The organism is Exiguobacterium sp. s141 (assembly GCF_018618085.1).
GTDB classification, from domain to species: Bacteria; Bacillota; Bacilli; order Exiguobacteriales; family Exiguobacteriaceae; genus Exiguobacterium; species Exiguobacterium mexicanum_A.
Window position 1 is genome coordinate 107361 of record NZ_JACSLJ010000001.1, and the last position, 16184, is coordinate 123544.

The 16184-nt window shown below is 52.9% G+C and carries 16 protein-coding genes; 6 read left to right on the forward strand and 10 right to left on the reverse strand.

Annotation, left to right across the window (positions count from 1 at the left end; translation table 11 throughout):
- Positions 1-111 precede the first annotated feature (111 nt).
- Complete coding sequence (locus KNP74_RS00570; protein WP_138859401.1) at positions 112-1605, forward strand: peptide MFS transporter; 1494 nt, start codon at positions 112-114, stop codon at positions 1603-1605.
- Positions 1606-1654: 49 nt separating this feature from the next.
- On the opposite strand, the gene KNP74_RS00575 is transcribed toward KNP74_RS00570, so the two are convergent.
- Positions 1655-2950: a glutamine synthetase family protein gene (locus tag KNP74_RS00575; RefSeq protein ID WP_034777655.1), complete on the reverse strand. Its 1296-nt coding sequence runs from the start codon at positions 2948-2950 to the stop codon at positions 1655-1657.
- Between the two features lie 192 nt (positions 2951-3142).
- On the opposite strand from KNP74_RS00575, the gene KNP74_RS00580 reads away from it, so the two are divergent.
- Positions 3143-4180 (forward strand): SDR family oxidoreductase, encoded by a 1038-nt coding sequence (locus KNP74_RS00580; RefSeq protein ID WP_214763153.1) that lies wholly within the window; start codon positions 3143-3145, stop codon positions 4178-4180.
- Between the two features lie 38 nt (positions 4181-4218).
- Here the strand turns inward: KNP74_RS00580 and KNP74_RS00585 are convergent, their stop codons facing one another.
- A complete protein-coding gene (locus KNP74_RS00585; RefSeq protein ID WP_232819557.1) occupies positions 4219-4542 on the reverse strand; it encodes a YflT domain-containing protein in 324 nt (107 codons plus the stop codon).
- A 104-nt stretch (positions 4543-4646) separates the two neighbouring features.
- Positions 4647-4874, reverse strand: a complete 228-nt coding sequence (locus tag KNP74_RS00590) for a hypothetical protein (RefSeq protein ID WP_214763154.1) — start codon at positions 4872-4874, stop codon at positions 4647-4649.
- A gap of 112 nt (positions 4875-4986) precedes the next feature.
- Between KNP74_RS00590 and KNP74_RS00595 the strand changes: the two genes are divergently transcribed.
- Together KNP74_RS00595 and KNP74_RS00600 are read left to right on the forward strand one after the other, a co-directional pair.
- Positions 4987-6045 carry a GTP pyrophosphokinase gene (locus KNP74_RS00595; RefSeq protein WP_214763155.1) on the forward strand — a complete coding sequence of 353 codons (1059 nt, stop codon included), beginning with the start codon at positions 4987-4989 and terminating at the stop codon, positions 6043-6045.
- A gap of 90 nt (positions 6046-6135) precedes the next feature.
- The gene (locus KNP74_RS00600) at positions 6136-6573 is read left to right on the forward strand and encodes a MarR family winged helix-turn-helix transcriptional regulator (protein ID WP_034777659.1); all 438 of its coding nucleotides are present in this window, start codon (positions 6136-6138) and stop codon (positions 6571-6573) included.
- 105 nt (positions 6574-6678) lie between these two features.
- On the opposite strand, the gene KNP74_RS00605 is transcribed toward KNP74_RS00600, so the two are convergent.
- The 5 genes from KNP74_RS00605 to KNP74_RS00625 all read right to left on the reverse strand — a co-directional run bounded on the left by KNP74_RS00605 (position 6679) and on the right by KNP74_RS00625 (position 12105).
- Complete coding sequence (locus KNP74_RS00605; RefSeq protein ID WP_233004279.1) at positions 6679-7317, reverse strand: class F sortase; 639 nt, start codon at positions 7315-7317, stop codon at positions 6679-6681.
- Positions 7265-8062: a DUF4397 domain-containing protein gene (locus KNP74_RS00610; protein WP_034777661.1), complete on the reverse strand. Its 798-nt coding sequence runs from the start codon at positions 8060-8062 to the stop codon at positions 7265-7267. The genes KNP74_RS00605 and KNP74_RS00610 overlap by 53 nt, the downstream gene beginning before the upstream one ends.
- A 252-nt stretch (positions 8063-8314) precedes the next feature.
- Positions 8315-9028 (reverse strand): glycerophosphodiester phosphodiesterase, encoded by a 714-nt coding sequence (locus tag KNP74_RS00615; protein WP_214763156.1) that lies wholly within the window; start codon positions 9026-9028, stop codon positions 8315-8317.
- Positions 9029-9039: 11 nt separating this feature from the next.
- Positions 9040-10506 (reverse strand): carboxypeptidase M32, encoded by a 1467-nt coding sequence (locus KNP74_RS00620; RefSeq protein ID WP_138859395.1) that lies wholly within the window; start codon positions 10504-10506, stop codon positions 9040-9042.
- 66 nt (positions 10507-10572) lie between these two features.
- Positions 10573-12105, reverse strand: a complete 1533-nt coding sequence (locus tag KNP74_RS00625; RefSeq protein WP_214763157.1) for an FAD-dependent oxidoreductase — start codon at positions 12103-12105, stop codon at positions 10573-10575.
- Between the two features lie 201 nt (positions 12106-12306).
- Between KNP74_RS00625 and KNP74_RS00630 the strand changes: the two genes are divergently transcribed.
- Both KNP74_RS00630 and putP read left to right on the forward strand, forming a co-directional pair.
- The gene (locus tag KNP74_RS00630) at positions 12307-13284 is read left to right on the forward strand and encodes a D-alanyl-D-alanine carboxypeptidase family protein (RefSeq protein ID WP_214763158.1); all 978 of its coding nucleotides are present in this window, start codon (positions 12307-12309) and stop codon (positions 13282-13284) included.
- A 356-nt stretch (positions 13285-13640) separates the two neighbouring features.
- Positions 13641-15122 (forward strand): sodium/proline symporter PutP, encoded by a 1482-nt coding sequence (gene putP, locus KNP74_RS00635; protein ID WP_138859392.1) that lies wholly within the window; start codon positions 13641-13643, stop codon positions 15120-15122.
- 152 nt (positions 15123-15274) lie between these two features.
- On the opposite strand, the gene KNP74_RS00640 is transcribed toward putP, so the two are convergent.
- Both KNP74_RS00640 and KNP74_RS00645 read right to left on the reverse strand, forming a co-directional pair.
- Entirely contained in the window at positions 15275-15568 is a 294-nt protein-coding gene (locus KNP74_RS00640; RefSeq protein ID WP_233004283.1) for a hypothetical protein, read from the reverse strand.
- Positions 15569-15582: 14 nt separating this feature from the next.
- On the reverse strand, positions 15583-16137 hold the full coding sequence (locus KNP74_RS00645) for a hypothetical protein (RefSeq protein ID WP_138859391.1): 555 nt from the start codon (positions 16135-16137) through the stop codon (positions 15583-15585).
- Positions 16138-16184: the final 47 nt, after the last annotated feature.

Here is a 16184-nt window from a genome sequence, read left to right on the forward strand (position 1 = left end):
GTGGTTTTTGATTTCGTTCGAATATCATTAAATTTTGAATTTTTCATTCGTTTATTCTTTACAAACATAATGATTCTTTTTTATGATGATACGGTTAAGGAGGGATCTTTCATGGAAAGGATCGATAAACAGAAAATTGTGGACAGCGTGCCACAAAAAGGTTTTTTCGGACAGCCTAAAGGCTTGTTCACGCTATTCTTCACTGAGTTTTGGGAACGGTTCTCGTATTACGGGATGCGCGCCATCCTCGTGTTCTACATGTACTACGAGGTATCTGAGGGCGGTCTCGGTCTCGACCAGAATGTCGCCTTGTCAATCATGTCGGTATACGGCGCACTCGTCTACATGTCGGGGGTCATTGGGGGATGGCTCGCCGACCGTGTCTTCGGGACGTCTCGGGCCGTCTTCTTTGGCGGAGTGTTCATCATGCTCGGGCATATCGTCTTGTCGATTCCAGGCAGCCTGACGTTCTTGTTCATCTCGATGGCACTGATTGTCATCGGTACGGGCTTGTTGAAACCGAACGTTTCAAGCATCGTCGGTGACCTGTATCACGAGACGGACCGTCGTCGTGACGCCGGGTTCAGCATCTTCTATATGGGGATCAACCTCGGTGCCTTCATTTCACCTTTGATTGTCGGTGGAGTCCAAAAGAGCTACGGCTTCCATTGGGGCTTCGCACTCGCCGCGGTCGGGATGTTCATCGGTCTCGTCGTCTTCCTCGTCACGAAGAAAGGCAACCTCGGTCTTGCCGGTTCATATGTGCCGAACCCGTTGACGCCGTCTGAGAAGAGAAACGCGATCAAGTATACGACGATCGCGGTCATCCTCATCGGTGGCCTGTTGGCCGTGCTCATCCCGCAAGGTTTGTTCACGATCAACACGTTCATCGGCCTCGTCGGTGTGTTCGGGATCGCCATTCCGACGATTTACTTCATTATCATGTATCGCAGTCCGAAAACGACGGAAGTCGAACGGTCACGGATCATCGCCTACATCCCGCTCTTCATCGCCTCGGTCATGTTCTGGGCGATTCAAGAGCAAGGGGCGACGATTTTGGCCAGCTATGCCGATAAGCGGACCGATCTTGAATTTTTAGGGATCACGCTCTCACCGGCCTGGTTCCAGTCGCTCAACCCGCTGTTCATCATCATGCTCGCACCGGTCTTCGCATGGCTTTGGGTCCGACTCGGTGACCGTGCGCCGAGCATCCCGACGAAATTCGCGTTCGGGATCTTGTTCGCAGGGTTAAGTTTCTTGGTGATCTTGCTCCCGGCCTATTTCGGAGGCCCGGACACGCTCGTCAACCCGCTCTGGCTCGTCCTTAGCTACTTCATCGTCGTGCTCGGTGAGCTCAGCCTGTCGCCGGTCGGTCTGTCGGCGACGACGAAACTCGCCCCGGCCGCTTTCTCGGCCCAGACGATGTCGCTCTGGTTCTTGTCGAACGCTGCGGCGCAAGGGATCAACGCTCAACTCGTCCGTTTCTATTCACCGGAGAACGAGATGCTTTACTTCGGGATTATCGGTGGCGCGGCCATCGTGCTCAGTCTGATCCTGTTCGCACTCGCCCCGGTCATCAAAAAGTATATGCGCGGCATTCATTAAGCGCAAAAGCCCATTCCTCGGCCGAGGAATGGGCTTTTGTATGCTTTGCTTATTTACGGACTTGGATGAGCGACAAGTAGCGGTCAATCAAGTCATGGTTGAAGTAATCGTGGAACCGGTCCGACTTGAGCGATTGAATCGACTCATGGAACGTCGCCGGGAGTGACGAGATGCCTTGACTCTCGATTTGTTTGGCCGAGTACTCAAACAAGTCGTCCTCGTTCGGTGATGACGGCTCAAGCTGTTGCTCGATCCCTTCGAGTCCAGCGTAAATCAGGGCCGCGAGGGCGAGATATGGGTTGGCGCTCGGGTCTGGGTTACGGACTTCGACGCGTGTCGCACTGCCGCGTGACGCCGGGATTCGAATCATCGAACTGCGGTTCGACGGGCTCCAACAGATGTTGACCGGTGCCTCGAAGCCTGGAACGAGACGTTCATATGATTCTGGGAGCGGGTTCGTGAAGATGGCCGTCGCACGGGCATGCTTCAAGATGCCTTCGATGAAATGACGAGCTGTGACCGACAGGCCGTAATCCGACTCCGGCTCTTCGAACGCGTTGACCGTCGGATTGCCGTCCTTGTCGTTCTTCCAGACCGAGATGTTGAGGTGCATCCCCGAACCGTTCACGTCGCGGAGCGGTTTCGGCAAGAACGACACTTTCGCGTTTTTCTCTTGGGCTGCCAACGTGACGATTTCTTTGAAGAACTGGATGTTGTCGGCCGTATGCAACGCGTCATCGTACTTGATGCCGATCTCGTGCTGGGCCGGTGCCACTTCATGGTGGACCGCTTCGATGTTGAAGCCGACATCGCTCAACCGGTTGGCGATATGTTGACGTACCTCATAGCCTTTGTCTTCCGAACGTGTCGAGAAGTATCCGGCCTCGTCATAGAACTCTCCGTTTTCGTCGAAGATGAAGAATTCCGGCTCGGCACCGACGAAGATCGAGTATCCGTCACGAGCAGCGCGCTCGAGGGCATCCTTCAAGACGTTACGCGGGTCGAACTCATACCGTTCCCCGTCTGGTGTGCAGACGTCACAGAAGAACGCGAGGATGCTCTCGTCCCCGTCCTGTTCGTAGCGTGGACGATCTAAATCCGGTCTCAAGAATAGGTCTGAGTTTTTGATGGAAGAAAAACCAGCGATGGATGAACCGTCAAACATCGTCTTCCCTTCAAAAACTTCCGGCAACAATTTTGCAGAGAGAGTCAATAGCTTCAAGTCTCCAAGCACGTCGGAGAAGTACATGTGGATCTGAGTGATCCCTTTCTCCTGAACCGTTTTTTCAATCTCTTCTTGCTTCTTCCTGTTGCCATCCTTGTCAGTTCCGAATAGATTAGCCATGATTCTAAAAAACCTCACTTAAGTTATTTGACAGATCAACACTGTCATGACGCACCTTGCGTACGCTTCTCCTTAAGTCATAACCCACTTTAAAAAATGTTAAACCCCTAATTTGAAACATCGGGCTGAAAGTGGCTCATTCCGCCGTCGCTTGTTATGATGGGGAGAGACTGAAAAGAGAGGAAGAACGCTGTGAACATTTTTATGACCGGTGCGACCGGATTTTTAGGAGGACGGCTCGCCCGCGAGTTGATTCATCGAGGCCACACGTTATGTGTCCTCGCCCGCACGCCTGAAAAAGTGGAGGCGATGTTCTCGCAGGACGAACGCCGCTCGATGACAGTGCTGGCCGGGGATTTGACCGCCCCGTTCCTTGGAGCGGACGATGAGTTTATCAAAAAACATGAGCGGAGCTTCGACTTGGTGCTCCACATGGCCGCGCTCGTCAAATTCGACGAGGAGCTCCGCGATGAGCTGTTCGAGACGAACTTGACGGGGACGCAGCAAGCGCTCGCCCTCGCGAAAGCTTTGCACTGCCCCCGCTTCTTCCACGTCAGTACGGCCTATACGCTCGGCGCACGCGAGATCGGAGATGAGTCGCTGTATGCGACCGATCAGACGTTCCATAACCCGTACGAGGAGAGCAAGGCCCATGCCGAACAAGCCGTCTGGGAAGCCCGGCATGACCTGGCCGTCTCCATTTTCCGGCCCGCCATCATCGTCGGTGACTCGAAGACCGGCGAAGCCGATTCGAAGTTCACGATGTACGGCTATATGCGGGCCCTGGAAGTGTTCAAGCGTCGACTCGAACGCAAAGGCGCGCCTGTCGGTCCGATCCGACTCCTCGGCTCTGAGACGGGCACGTCAAACCTCGTCCCGGTCGACTATGTCGCCGACGTGCTGCTCGCGGCCATCGAACACGCCATGCCGGATACCATCTATAACGTGACGAACGATGCCCCGCCGCGCAACGAGACGATGCTCGAATATATGAAGCAGGCGCTCGAGTTCCCACATTTGAAAATCACCGAGACGGCAACGTCCTCGTTGAGCAACGTCGAGCAGACGTTCAACGAGATGGTAAAAGTGTTCAACCCGTACTTGAACCGCAACATCTCATTCCAGGATGCGAACACGAAACGCCTGTTGCAGGACGCCGGGTTCAAACCGCTCGATTTGAACGAGCGCTCGCTGCGCCGGATCGTGAACGCCTATTACGAGACGAAATGACAACAGCCGGGACTGATCCGTATCAGTTCCGGCTGTTTTTATGATTTGTCGCAAACGAGGACGATCTTCCCGGCTTGGATTTCACCTTCGAGGGACTCGACCATCTCTTTCGTCAGACCGAGGCTCTCAAGCTGATCGATGCGGTCATCCGAGTTTTTCGTGAACTTCGACATGAGCGATTCCCACAATCCTTTTTCAGTGATGCGGTATGGTTGTACACCTGCTTCTGCGGCAAGACGCACCGTCAATTCTTCATCTTTGGCAAATAAGTAAATGTTCTCGTTGACACATCCGCCTGACACCATTCCATTCACTTCATGGTCGACCGAGGTCATATCCCGTACGATTCTTGTTTCTAACATATTCATCCTCCTAAACGTCCGCTGTTCTAAAATCGAATAATATACTATTCCCGAAAAATGAGTCGTAAAACCCATTTTCCGTCAGCGATTTGAAAAAGAGGGACTCAAGAAAACGTGGCGGTCCAGTCATCGATTCCAAAATGATCGACGATGCCTTGGATTCGTGCCCGTTCCTCCGGCTCAGACGAGACCCCTTCACGGCTGAGACGGACGATATTGACCCCGGTCTGCCAATCGATCTTCCCCGCCCGATAACCGCCCTGTTGCAACAGGCCGGCGACGATCTCGAGCTTCTCGCGCTCCATCGATTTCAATGTATGGCTCACTCTCACATGCGACACTCCTTCCCGTTCCAAGCCGTATTGTATCATAGGGACGGCAGACAGGTGCGACAGCGATTTCAATGATGCTATACTACTTATAATGAGACAAGGAGTGATGTAGATGCCGAGACAGGATATGAATACGATCATGCTCGACTATATGAATGAGAAAGAGGATTACGAGGCGTTCGCCGCCAAACTGAAGTCGCTTCTCAGTGAACTATTGAATGACGCCGGGATTCAGTTCCACTCGATCGTCGCCCGGGCCAAGGAAGCGGAGAGTCTATATGCCAAACTGTCCCGCAAACCGTACCAATACCGGTCATTGCGCGACGTCCAAGACTTGGCGGGGATTCGGATCGTGACCTATTTCCATGACGACGTCCGGGCCGTGGCCCAAATCCTTGAGGACGAGTTCCGAATCGACCGTGAACAGTCGATTGATAAATCCACCCTGCTCGACCCGAACGAGTTCGGCTACCTCTCGGTCCATTACGTCGTCGGTTTGAGTGACAAGCGGCTCGCCCTCGGAGAGTATCGCCGCTTCGAGGAGAAAGAGGCCGAGATTCAAGTCCGGTCCATCTTGCAACACGCTTGGGCCGAGATTGAGCACGACCTAGGCTATAAAAACCCGAACGCCGTCCCGCCGGAGATCAAACGCAGCTTCAGCCGTGTCGCGGGACTGCTCGAAATCGCTGATTCCGAGTTCGTCAACATCCGCAAGCAACTGCGGACGTTCGAGCAGGAGACGGTCGAACGGATCGTCGAGTCACCGGACAAAGTGAGCATCACCCGGGACAACTTGAATTATTATATCGCCAATGACGTCACTGTCGAGAAGCTCGATAACGCCATCTTCCAGAGCGACTGGTTGCTCGACACCGACCTGTCGACGATCATCGAACTGACGCGCATGTTCCATTACGCCGAGATTCGCACGTTCCAGGACTTGAGTGACACGCTCAATCGTTATTTCAACCGGGCCATCCAATGCGCGACGCTCTTACCGTCGTCATTATTGCCGCGGCAAGGGATGGGCGTCGTCTACGCAGTCCTCGCCAAGCTGCTCGCCGAAGGGGATGACCAGCAGATCGAGTTCTTCTTCCGCCGCTTCTATCCGGACTTGAAACATTACGATGAAGTCATCCAAGAACTTCGCATCCGTGAAGAGCCATCATAACTTTACAGACTTCATGTTTTTGTTGTAGAATGTTTTTATGTTCTGAAATATATGCAAATAATGATATTTACCTAGGAGGTACGCTTGAGGATGACAACGCCTGTACAAACAGCATCCCGCCGTCAGCTCGTCGCTGATGCTGAGCGAGGGATTCGCATGAACTATCGCGGAGTGAAGAAAAACCTCCGGTCGATGTTCTCTCAATACTTGACGCGCAACGAATTCTTCATCCTTCGTTCGCTTTGTCAAAATAGTCCTCAAATCGCCTCGGCCTTATCGAACGAGTTTCAGTTCTCGGCTTCGATGATTACGGCCCTCGCAGATGAGCTCACGAAAAAAGGGTTGATCTCACGCGAACGTAGCGAACGCGACCGTCGCGTCGTCGAGTTACAGGCGACCGAGGAAGGTCGTGCCTTGTTCGAGACGTTAGAAGATATGAAAATCGAGTACTTGATGGACGTGTTCGAAGACTTTTCAGATGACGAATTGATTCTTCTGTCCAAATTGCTTGATCGAATGGACGCATAAAAACGACTGGGCCCGATTCATTTCGGCCACAGTCGTTTTTCTTGTGTCGTCCTACAAACGAAGAACCCTCGGTCAAGGCAGTTGCCTTGTTCGAGGGTTCTTCGTTTATGCTTTGGCGATTGCCGTGACGACGATCCGGTCACGATATCCGTGTTCCGGGTCATACGGGCCCGCACATGTGATGAGCTGAAGCCGTGTCGCTTGGGTCGCCGCAAAGATCGAGGCGAGCGGAACGTCTTCGAGTCGGTATCGTTCGACGGAGACGACTTCATATTCGATCACCTTTTTGCTACGCTGGAGCGTCACCGATTCTCCGAGGCGCAGTTCGCCAAGGCTTGCGAAGATGGCCGGTCCGCGAAGGTCATCGAGATGACCGGATAGTACGACGTTACCCGTCGCACCCGCTTTGGCCCCGTAACGATACCATCCGACCTCATCAGCGTCTGTCGGCGTATCCATCCGGTCGAGTCGGTCTTTCCCGACCGGTTGGATGACAGCATCGACATCAATTGACGGAATCTTCAGTCGTTTTGGGACGAACGTCTCTGTGTGAAAAGATTGACGATCGATCTCGGTCGCTGACAAGACGAGCGGTTCGGCGAAACCGACGGTCGTCAGTTTCGAGTCCGCGTCCGGTGCGTCCGCGCCCGGTGCGATCATAAGGAACGATAGCGTTCCAATCAAGAGAAGCTTAAGCGTCTTGCTTCTGACGACGAAAGACGTAGAAGCCAGCTGCTGCTGCACCAAGGACCGCTGCTGCGAGCAACCAGTTCATTGATGCTGTCTGAGCGAGACCGCCTTGTCCTGTTTCTGGAGCTCCGGCCATTTCACCGCCGTCTGCTGCAAGGAGGACTTCAAACGCTGGTTCGCCTTCAAGGAGTCCGATGGCGAACGCCGTATAGTTTTTGCCGCCTTCGAGGGCAACACCGTCAAGTGCCTTCACGACGTCAGTCGCGCCGGCCGGACGAACTTCGAGGTCATACGTGCCAGCGTCGAGTGTGCCATAGTCGCTGACTGCTTTGAACTCAAGGTTCGAGAAGAGCGGATCGCCACCTTTAGGGGCTACATCGACTGCCGGTGCGTCAGGTGAGAAGTGAGCGACACGGACTTTCGATTTACCGTCTTCAAAGTTCGCATCGTCTTCCATTGCTGCGATCTCGATGTTTTCAAGTTGGCCGATTGCTGCCGCTGTGTAGAACTTGCCTGCTTCGATCGAGAGGTCTGCCGCAACGACGACCGTCTCGGCATCACCTGCCGGCTTGATCTCAACATTGTAATCTCCAGCCGGGAGTGTCAAATAGTCGGTGAGCGCTTTGAACTCTGCGCCTTCGACTGCGACTTCACCGTTGACGTAGACATCTACCGCCGGTGCATCAGGTGAAGCATGGAGTACACGTACCATCGCGTTCTCGTGTCCATCCGCACTGACCGGTACGATGAGTGCAAACGCCAAGGCGAGTGTACCAAGTAAAGACATCAATTTCTTCATGTGAAATTTCCTCCTTTTTCTGCTTGGGTTGACCGATTGACTGCGTACGACAAGTTTGATACGTGCTACAAAGTGTGCTACATCTGATTGCTATGTAGCTGGTGACATCTTAAATTTAAGACAACGGAGCAATGGCGTAAAGGTGACGGTGTGCTCTGAATATGCCGCTGGGCACATCGAGAAGAAACCGCTCTCTTTACATTACCCGCACTTCGCCTTCACCTTAATGTAAAAACCCCGCAACGCGTAACGTTACGGGGTTGAATGTGCTTTGGCCCAGTCGATGTCGTTTACGAACACCGCATCGACCCCGAGCCGGCGAAACCGTTCGAGGTCATGCACCGTCTTGACGGTATAGGGACGCACGGCGAGCCCTTTTGCTTGCAGCTGTAGGATTTCCTCATCGGTCATCGTCCGGACGTTCGGATGCACGGCGGTCGCCCCGACCTTCGCACAGTACGCCACAAGGTCATAGAGAGGTTGGGCCAAGAGCACCGCACACTCGATATCTGGCGCCAACCGTTTCAAACGTTTGAGCGTCGCATGATTGAATGAAGAGAACACGACTTGTTCAACAGGGACACGTCGGTTACGGATCGTGTCGACCAGGCGCTGCTCAATCCCGGGATACCGTTCGATATCGGTCTTGACCTCGAGGTTCAGTACCACCGACGTCCCTTGACACAAATCGAACAGTTCATCTAACGTCGGAATCTGCTCGTGGACCGCAAACGTGACGCCCGCGTTGACCGCTCGCAGTTCTGATAGCGTCATATCGGCGATCCGCCCTTGACCATCTGTCGTCCGATTGATCGTCTCGTCATGGATGAGGACGAGACGATCATCTTTCGTCATATGAACGTCCGCTTCAATCCCATCTGCCCCGGCCTCGAGTGCAGCCCGGAACGCTGTCATCGTATTTTCGGGATGGCGGGCCATCACTCCTCGATGCGCGAAGAATCTCATCTGTATTCGCCTCAGTTCGTTTTATATTTGCTCGTCAAGTAGCGGACGAGCGGACGTACCGAGATGTCTTCCCCGGTCACTTGTTTGATCAATTCGTTCGGGGTGAGCGCCTTCCCATGACGATGGACATTGTCTTCGAGCCACTGTTTGATCGGGCCGAACTCGCCACTGCTGACGAGCGATTCAAACTCTGGATGGGCATCACGAAGCGCCTCTGTCAATTGGGCGGCATAGACCAAGCCGAGTGCATAGCTTGGGAAGTAACCGAATGAACCGCCGGCCCAGTGCACGTCTTGCAGGACGCCTTTCGCATCACTCGGGACATCGACACCGAGATATTCCTTATACAGCGCGTTCCATGCCTCTGGTAATTCCTCGACCGAAAGATCGCCTTGGATCAGTTTCTTTTCGAGCTCATAGCGGATGATGATGTGCAGACTATACGTCAACTCGTCCGCTTCGATTCGAATGAGAGAGGGTTTCGCCTCGTTCACCCCGGCATAAAACGTCTCGAAAGAAACGTCCTGAAGCGCAGGGTGTTCTGTTTGAAGACGCGGATAGACGCTCTTCAGGAACGCTTCGCTTCGCCCGACAAAATTCTCGAAAAAGAGCGACTGTGATTCATGGATTCCCATCGAGGCCCCGCCTCCGAGCCCGAGCTCGTCGAGTTCCGAGTCGATTTGTTGCTCATACGTGGCATGGCCCGCTTCGTGCATCGTCCCGAACAAGGCGTTGCGGAAGTCGGCCTCGTCATATTTTGTCGTAATGCGCACGTCGCGCCGGTTGATCGTAATCTCGAACGGATGGACCGTCGCGTCGAGTCGGCCCCGTGTCAAATCGTAGTCGACGACACGCATCCAATCCTCGCACAACCGCTGTTGGACCGACTTGTCCATCGCCCAGTCGAGTCCTTGTACAGGTTCCGGCAATTCGCGGATGAGCGGGACGAGTTCGTCCCGGAGCGTCTGGAACAATGCATCGAGCTGTTCGACCGTCATGCCAGGTTCATAGTCGTACAGCAAAGCATCATACGGGTGAGACTCGTAGCCGAAATACTCCGCGAACTTGCGTTGGAACCCGATGATCTTCTCGAGATATGGGGCGAACATGTGCCAGTCATCCTGGTCCTTCGCTTTCTCCCATGCCGTCTCGGCTTCAGAGACGAGCGTCACGTACGCCTGATATTCCGATGAAGGAATTTTAGCGTTCCGCTCATACTGTGTCTTGGCGACGGCGACCGACCGGACTTCAATCGGCGTCAATTCCTCGGTCTCGGTCATTTGCGCGAGCAAGTCTTTGAACGACTCGCTCGTCTGGCGCTTGAACGCCTCGGTCGACAGATAGCCGATCGTCTCGGCCCGAAGCGGTGCCGATTGTTCCGGCATCTGGGTGCGCATGTCCCAGTATAGTAAAGAAATCGCCTCATCGAAGGCACGCAATTGTTTAAAATGGTCACGCCACTGCTTTGTTAGTTCCATTCTGATTCCACCCCTATGACAGTTATATCGTTACTTCTTTACTTTAATATAGACGAAGGAAGTTGCCTATTCTTTCGACACATCAGTTTTCCGTTCATATGAGAGCGGCTTCGTCGCCGGCCCCTCCAATACGTTCCCTTTCGTATCGAATCGTGACCCGTGGCAAGGGCAATCCCACGAGCGTTCGGCGTCGTTCCAATTGACCGTGCAGCCCATATGCGTGCACCGTGTCGAGACGAGATGGCATTCGTTGTCGAGGTCTCGATAGGCACCGACCTTCTTTCCGTCGACTTGGACGATGCCTCCTTCGTCCAGTTGCAGGTCGTCGAGCGAACCGGGTTTCTCGAGTGAACCTTTGACGAACTGGGTCGCCGTGTCGAGGTTCGTTTTCAAGAACTGACCGACATCCGCCGACTTGAACTTGGAACGGAGTGGATTTAATAGTTCTCGGAAGCGATTGTCCTGACCGGTCAACAGATCAGCCAAGAGGAGCCCCGAGGCGATCCCGTTCGTCATCCCCCACTTGGCGAATCCCGTCGCGACGAACACATCCGGCTCCCGGCTAAACATCTGTCCGACATAGGGGAGATGGTCGAGTGTGATCAAGTCTTGTGAGGACCAACGGAAGCTGGCCTTCTTCGTTTCGAACACGTCATGGGCAAACCGCTCGAGCCGGTCATAACGCGAGCGTGTCTCCGTCACGTGACCACTCAAGTGACCCTCCCCTCCGACGAGCATGTACGTCTTCTCCCCTTCCTGAAACGTACGGAACGACCGACTCGGTGAATCGACGCTCAAATACATCCCCTCAGGCACGCTTTGCTCGGTCTCGCAAGCGACGATATAAGAGCGTTCGACCTCGAACTTCGAGAAATAAAGTCCCCGGATATCATTGAACGGGTAATGGGTGGCGACGACGACTTGGTTCGCCTGGACCCGCCGCCCCGTCGATGTCGTGACGATCGGTCGGGGTCCGGAGCTGATCTCAGTCGCCCGCGTCTTCTCATGGAGTCGACCGCCCGCCTCAACGAAACGATCGGCTAGCTCGTTCAAGTACTTGACCGGGTGGAATTGGCCTTGGTCCCGGATGACAAGGGCCTGTTTCACTTGGAGCGGGAGCGCGGCATTCACTTCCTCCTTCGCGTCCCCGCCTGCGAGGTCGAGCTGCTCATACGCCTCCCGTTCGGCGACGAGTTGGCTCGATCCGTCGATAGAATATAAGTAAGAATCTTTCGTCTCGTAATCGATGTCGAAACCGTCCGCGACCTGGTCCTGCAAATAGCGAAGGGCCTCTTGATTGAACTCATAATAAAGTCGGGCCGTCTCATGATTGAACGTTCGAATCAATTTGGAGTAAACGGTCCCGTGCTGCACGGAACATTTCGCCGTCGTATGACCGGTCGTCCCCCGTCCGACCTCGGCCGCCTCGAGCAGGACGACTTGTTTACCGCGTCGCTGTAGTTCGTAGGCTGTCACGAGCCCGGCGATGCCCGCTCCAATGACGACGACGTCACATGAGACCGAGCTTTCTAACTTTGGATACGGGACGGTCTCGTCGTGTTGACGCCACAGGGAATTGGTGAATGGATAACGATGCATGAAGGTGCCTCCTTTAGTGGGTTGAGTGTCTGTTATTGTGTATACCCATTACACTTCATTTCATACGCGTCAATTATTGACCTGATTCTTTATTTTGATGACGATTTCAATAGGCTCCATCCATTATGGTAGAAAAGTAAACAATGAAGGAGCGATTACATAGTGAAACGAAACCGAAGACACCGTAGAAAGACGTACATCATGAGGCGATTGACCGTCGGCCTCGCCCTGATCGGACTACTCGCCATCATCCCTGCCCTAATCGGCTTCAAGCAAGACTCAGAACCAAAAGCAGAACCATCCGCTCCGGTAGCCGTCCCCGTCAAATCCGGACCAACTTTCCCGGAGATTCCAATCAAGGAATGGACACATCAACCGATTGCAGCAGCCGATACACCGGATCTGCTCGTCGGGTCGATGGCGTTCGTCAATTTGACGGACGGTCAGATTTTAGTGGATAAGAACGCATCGGAACGCGTCTTTCCCGCTAGTACGACAAAACTGATGACCGCCCTCCTCGCGTATGAGACGGCAGTCGAAAAAGACGAGCTCGACAAAGACGTGGTAGTCGTGAAACAGTCGACACTCGATATCCCGTGGGACAGTCACATCGTCCATCTCGCAGTCGGTGACCGACTCACTGTCCGCCAGGCGCTCTATGCGACGTTACTCGAGTCGGGGAATGACGCCGCCAATAGCCTCGCAGAATACGTAAGCGGTTCGACATCCGAGTTCGTCGACTTGATGAACGCCCGTTCGAAAGTACTCGGGTTGACCGGGACCCAATTTCGGAATGCGCACGGCTACTCCGACCCGGAACACTTTACGACTGCACTCGACATGGCTAAAATCACTTACGCGTTCGGCACGTATCCAGAGCTAGTCGACATCGCCGGGACGTACGAATACGAGGCGAAGTTTGTCGATCAGGACGGAGATTTGAAACGACGTTGGTGGTATCATCTCGGATCAGCCATCAACGAGCGGAGCATCCACTATTCGAAGCTTGTCACCGCAACGAAAACCGGATATACGGACGAATCAGGCTACACGATGGTGTTCTTGATGGAACGCGACGGCAAACAATACGCTTTGGTAACCATGCAGGCCAAGTCAGGACAGACGTTCCCGACGATGCGTACGGTTGAACAGATTGCTTTCGGCATTACTTATGAATAAATGGACATCAACCACCCGCTCTTCCCTGTACAGGGAAGAGCGGGTGGTTGTGTTAAAACATCAGAAAATAGACGAGTTATATGACAATCAGATGACACAGGGATAACACCTATATGACTAATTGTCAGAATATTTAAGCTTTAACCGTGAAAAATATCGGCCTTATCCATTGATACAATGCGCTTTAGAGCCATTTTTATGAAAAGATGACAGTTTGCAATGATTGAGTAGGTCCGTTATGGTTAGTCACAAGTTCGCCGAGTCATTCAAGTTTGACGCATTTGTGTGAGATTCACACATGGTTGGACTACGATTGATAAAACGACAACAATTGAACACGTACAGGAGGTAATCAAATGTTATGGCAAGAATGGGTATCCATCGCGCTTTATCTCGTGATGATGCTCCTCATCGGATACGTCGCCTATAAGCGAACGACCGATTCATCAGATTATATGTTAGGTGGCCGTAAAATGGGGCCAGGTGTTACCGCCATGTCAGCCGGAGCTTCGGATATGAGTGGTTGGATGTTAATGGGACTTCCGGGCGCAATGTACGCTACGGGATTATCAGCGATTTGGTTAGCCGTTGGATTGGTCATCGGAGCTTACTTGAACTACTTGTTAGTCGCTCCCCGTCTACGCGTCTTCACGGAGATGGCAAATGACTCGATCACGATTCCTGACTTTTTAGAGAATCGGTTCCGAGATCACTCGAACTGGCTACGGATCCTGTCTGCATCCGTTATCATCATCTTCTTCACGTTCTACACGTCAGCCGGACTTGTGTCTGGTGGGAAGTTGTTCGCAAGCTCGTTCGGGCTTGACTATCAGATGGGCGTCATCGTGACGATTAGCGTCGTCATTCTTTATACGCTCTTCGGTGGTTTTACAGCCGTTAGTTGGACGGACTTTGCACAAGGTGTCATCATGTTTCTTGCGCTCGTCCTCGTCCCAATCGTCGCTTTGACAGACGTCGGTGGTGTTTCTAACGCCGTCAACACGGCCACGACGCTCAACACGGATTTGTTCGACCTCTTTAAAGGGACGTCGACGCTCGGGATTATCGGTCTCCTCGCTTGGGGACTTGGTTACTTCGGTCAACCGCACATCATCGTCCGCTTTATGGCGATCCGTGATGTGAAATCATTGAAGACGGCACGCCGTATCGGTATGGGCTGGATGACAGTCTCGATCATCGGTGCCGTTATGACAGGTCTCGTCGGAATCGCCTACTTCCGTGGTCAAGGGAATGCCCTGGCTGACCCGGAAACGGTATTCATCCGCTTCTCAGAAGTATTGTTCCACCCGTTCATCACTGGATTCTTGCTCGCTGCGATTCTAGCAGCGGTCATGTCGACCGTATCGTCACAGCTTCTCGTGACATCGTCAGCGTTGACAGAAGACTTCTATCGCAAGTTCTTCAATAAAGAAGCAAGTGAGAAGACGATGGTTCTCGCCGGTCGAATCGGTGTCTTAACGGTCGGAGTTGTCGCGACTCTCATGTCGCTCAGCCCGTCGAACACGATTTTGACGCTCGTCGGCTATGCATGGGCAGGCTTCGGTTCAGCCTTTGGTCCAGCGATTCTGTTGTCGCTCTATTGGAACAAGATGACGCGTCAAGGTGCCCTCGCCGGAATCCTTGTCGGTGCCATTACGGTCATCCTTTGGATCGTGACTGGACTCTCGAGCGTGATTTATGAGATGGTGCCAGGCTTCTTCCTCAGTATGCTTGCCATCGTTCTCGTCAGCACGTTCACGAGCCAACGTGAACAAAAACGAATCAACCGTGAATTCAGTGAAATGGAAGCTGAACTCGCCGTTGCGAAAAAAGAATAACATCAATCAAAAACGCGGGCCGAACGGCTCGCGTTTTTTTTGTTGCGCACGGTCACGTATCTTTACTCTAACGCGGCTTGTTTTATAGAACACCGTGAACAATGCATTAAAGAAAAGCCCGCAGATATCATATCTGCGGGCTTGAGACTCGATTACATCGCTCTCGCCATGAACCATAATTGAATGAAAAATGGTACCAACACAAGGACGAGCATTGCATTGCGCATCCATCGGTTACGGTTCCAATAGTACGCCATCAAGACGAACGGATGTAGCGCCGTCAGCTGATATGGGTTGAACCAGAACCAGGTGAGCATCAAGACGATAAAAAAATATAACACAGAGCGTTGTTTCGTGGTGCGCCATTCGCGCCACATGTCGAACGCCCCTTTGAAGAATACGATAAACGTCACGATCCAAAACACCATCACAATGATACTATTCAATGACTAGACCACCTTCATGAGACATTTTCAATATAGAACCCGCCCCAGTAAATATGTCGATACGTGTATTCTTTACCACTCTCTGCCGTGATGATGATTTCATCCTCTGTCAATACGAGCACATGGACTGGAATCTCACCTTTTCGTAACATCGGGCTAAACAGTTGAAACTGTTTGTTCAACCATTTCCGCTCCGAGAAGTCACGGTAATGATGCAAGGCGAGCGACGGATGAACCAAGAACACACCAATGATCAAAGCGATGGCTCCCGGTGAGGCGGCCACTTCAAGCAGTAACGAGAGGACGAGCAGAAGCGATAAGACCGCATAACCGAACTCGAGGAGCTCCATCAAAGAGGCTCGACCGGCAATCACGTACTGCATGACGCGGAAGGCCACGTACAGTAACAGACTGACCATCACATACTGGGTGAACGGAGCGCTACTCATCTCAACGTCCAAATAGAACAAGATCGGCAGTAACATGACCCACTTCCATAATTGTAAGGCGAGGTAAAACAATGTTTGATCGATGAAACGACGATTGTGTACGAGCCGTTGCATATCCATGTTTCCCACCTCCGATTAAAAGATGTGATCTTATCGATATCATTCCC

Coding starts and splice junctions, on each gene's coding strand:
- putP (WP_138859392.1), top strand. CDS start 13,641: ATGTTATGGCAAGAATGGGTATCCATCGCGCTTTATCTCGTGATGATG.
- KNP74_RS00595 (WP_214763155.1), top strand. CDS start 4,987: ATGCCGAGACAGGATATGAATACGATCATGCTCGACTATATGAATGAG.
- KNP74_RS00575 (WP_034777655.1), bottom strand. CDS start 2,950: ATGGCTAATCTATTCGGAACTGACAAGGATGGCAACAGGAAGAAGCAA.
- KNP74_RS00600 (WP_034777659.1), top strand. CDS start 6,136: ATGACAACGCCTGTACAAACAGCATCCCGCCGTCAGCTCGTCGCTGAT.
- KNP74_RS00620 (WP_138859395.1), bottom strand. CDS start 10,506: ATGGAACTAACAAAGCAGTGGCGTGACCATTTTAAACAATTGCGTGCC.
- KNP74_RS00625 (WP_214763157.1), bottom strand. CDS start 12,105: ATGCATCGTTATCCATTCACCAATTCCCTGTGGCGTCAACACGACGAG.
- KNP74_RS00630 (WP_214763158.1), top strand. CDS start 12,307: ATGAGGCGATTGACCGTCGGCCTCGCCCTGATCGGACTACTCGCCATC.
- KNP74_RS00615 (WP_214763156.1), bottom strand. CDS start 9,028: ATGAGATTCTTCGCGCATCGAGGAGTGATGGCCCGCCATCCCGAAAAT.
- KNP74_RS00645 (WP_138859391.1), bottom strand. CDS start 16,137: ATGGATATGCAACGGCTCGTACACAATCGTCGTTTCATCGATCAAACA.
- KNP74_RS00610 (WP_034777661.1), bottom strand. CDS start 8,062: ATGAAGAAATTGATGTCTTTACTTGGTACACTCGCCTTGGCGTTTGCA.
- KNP74_RS00570 (WP_138859401.1), top strand. CDS start 112: ATGGAAAGGATCGATAAACAGAAAATTGTGGACAGCGTGCCACAAAAA.
- KNP74_RS00585 (WP_232819557.1), bottom strand. CDS start 4,542: ATGTTAGAAACAAGAATCGTACGGGATATGACCTCGGTCGACCATGAA.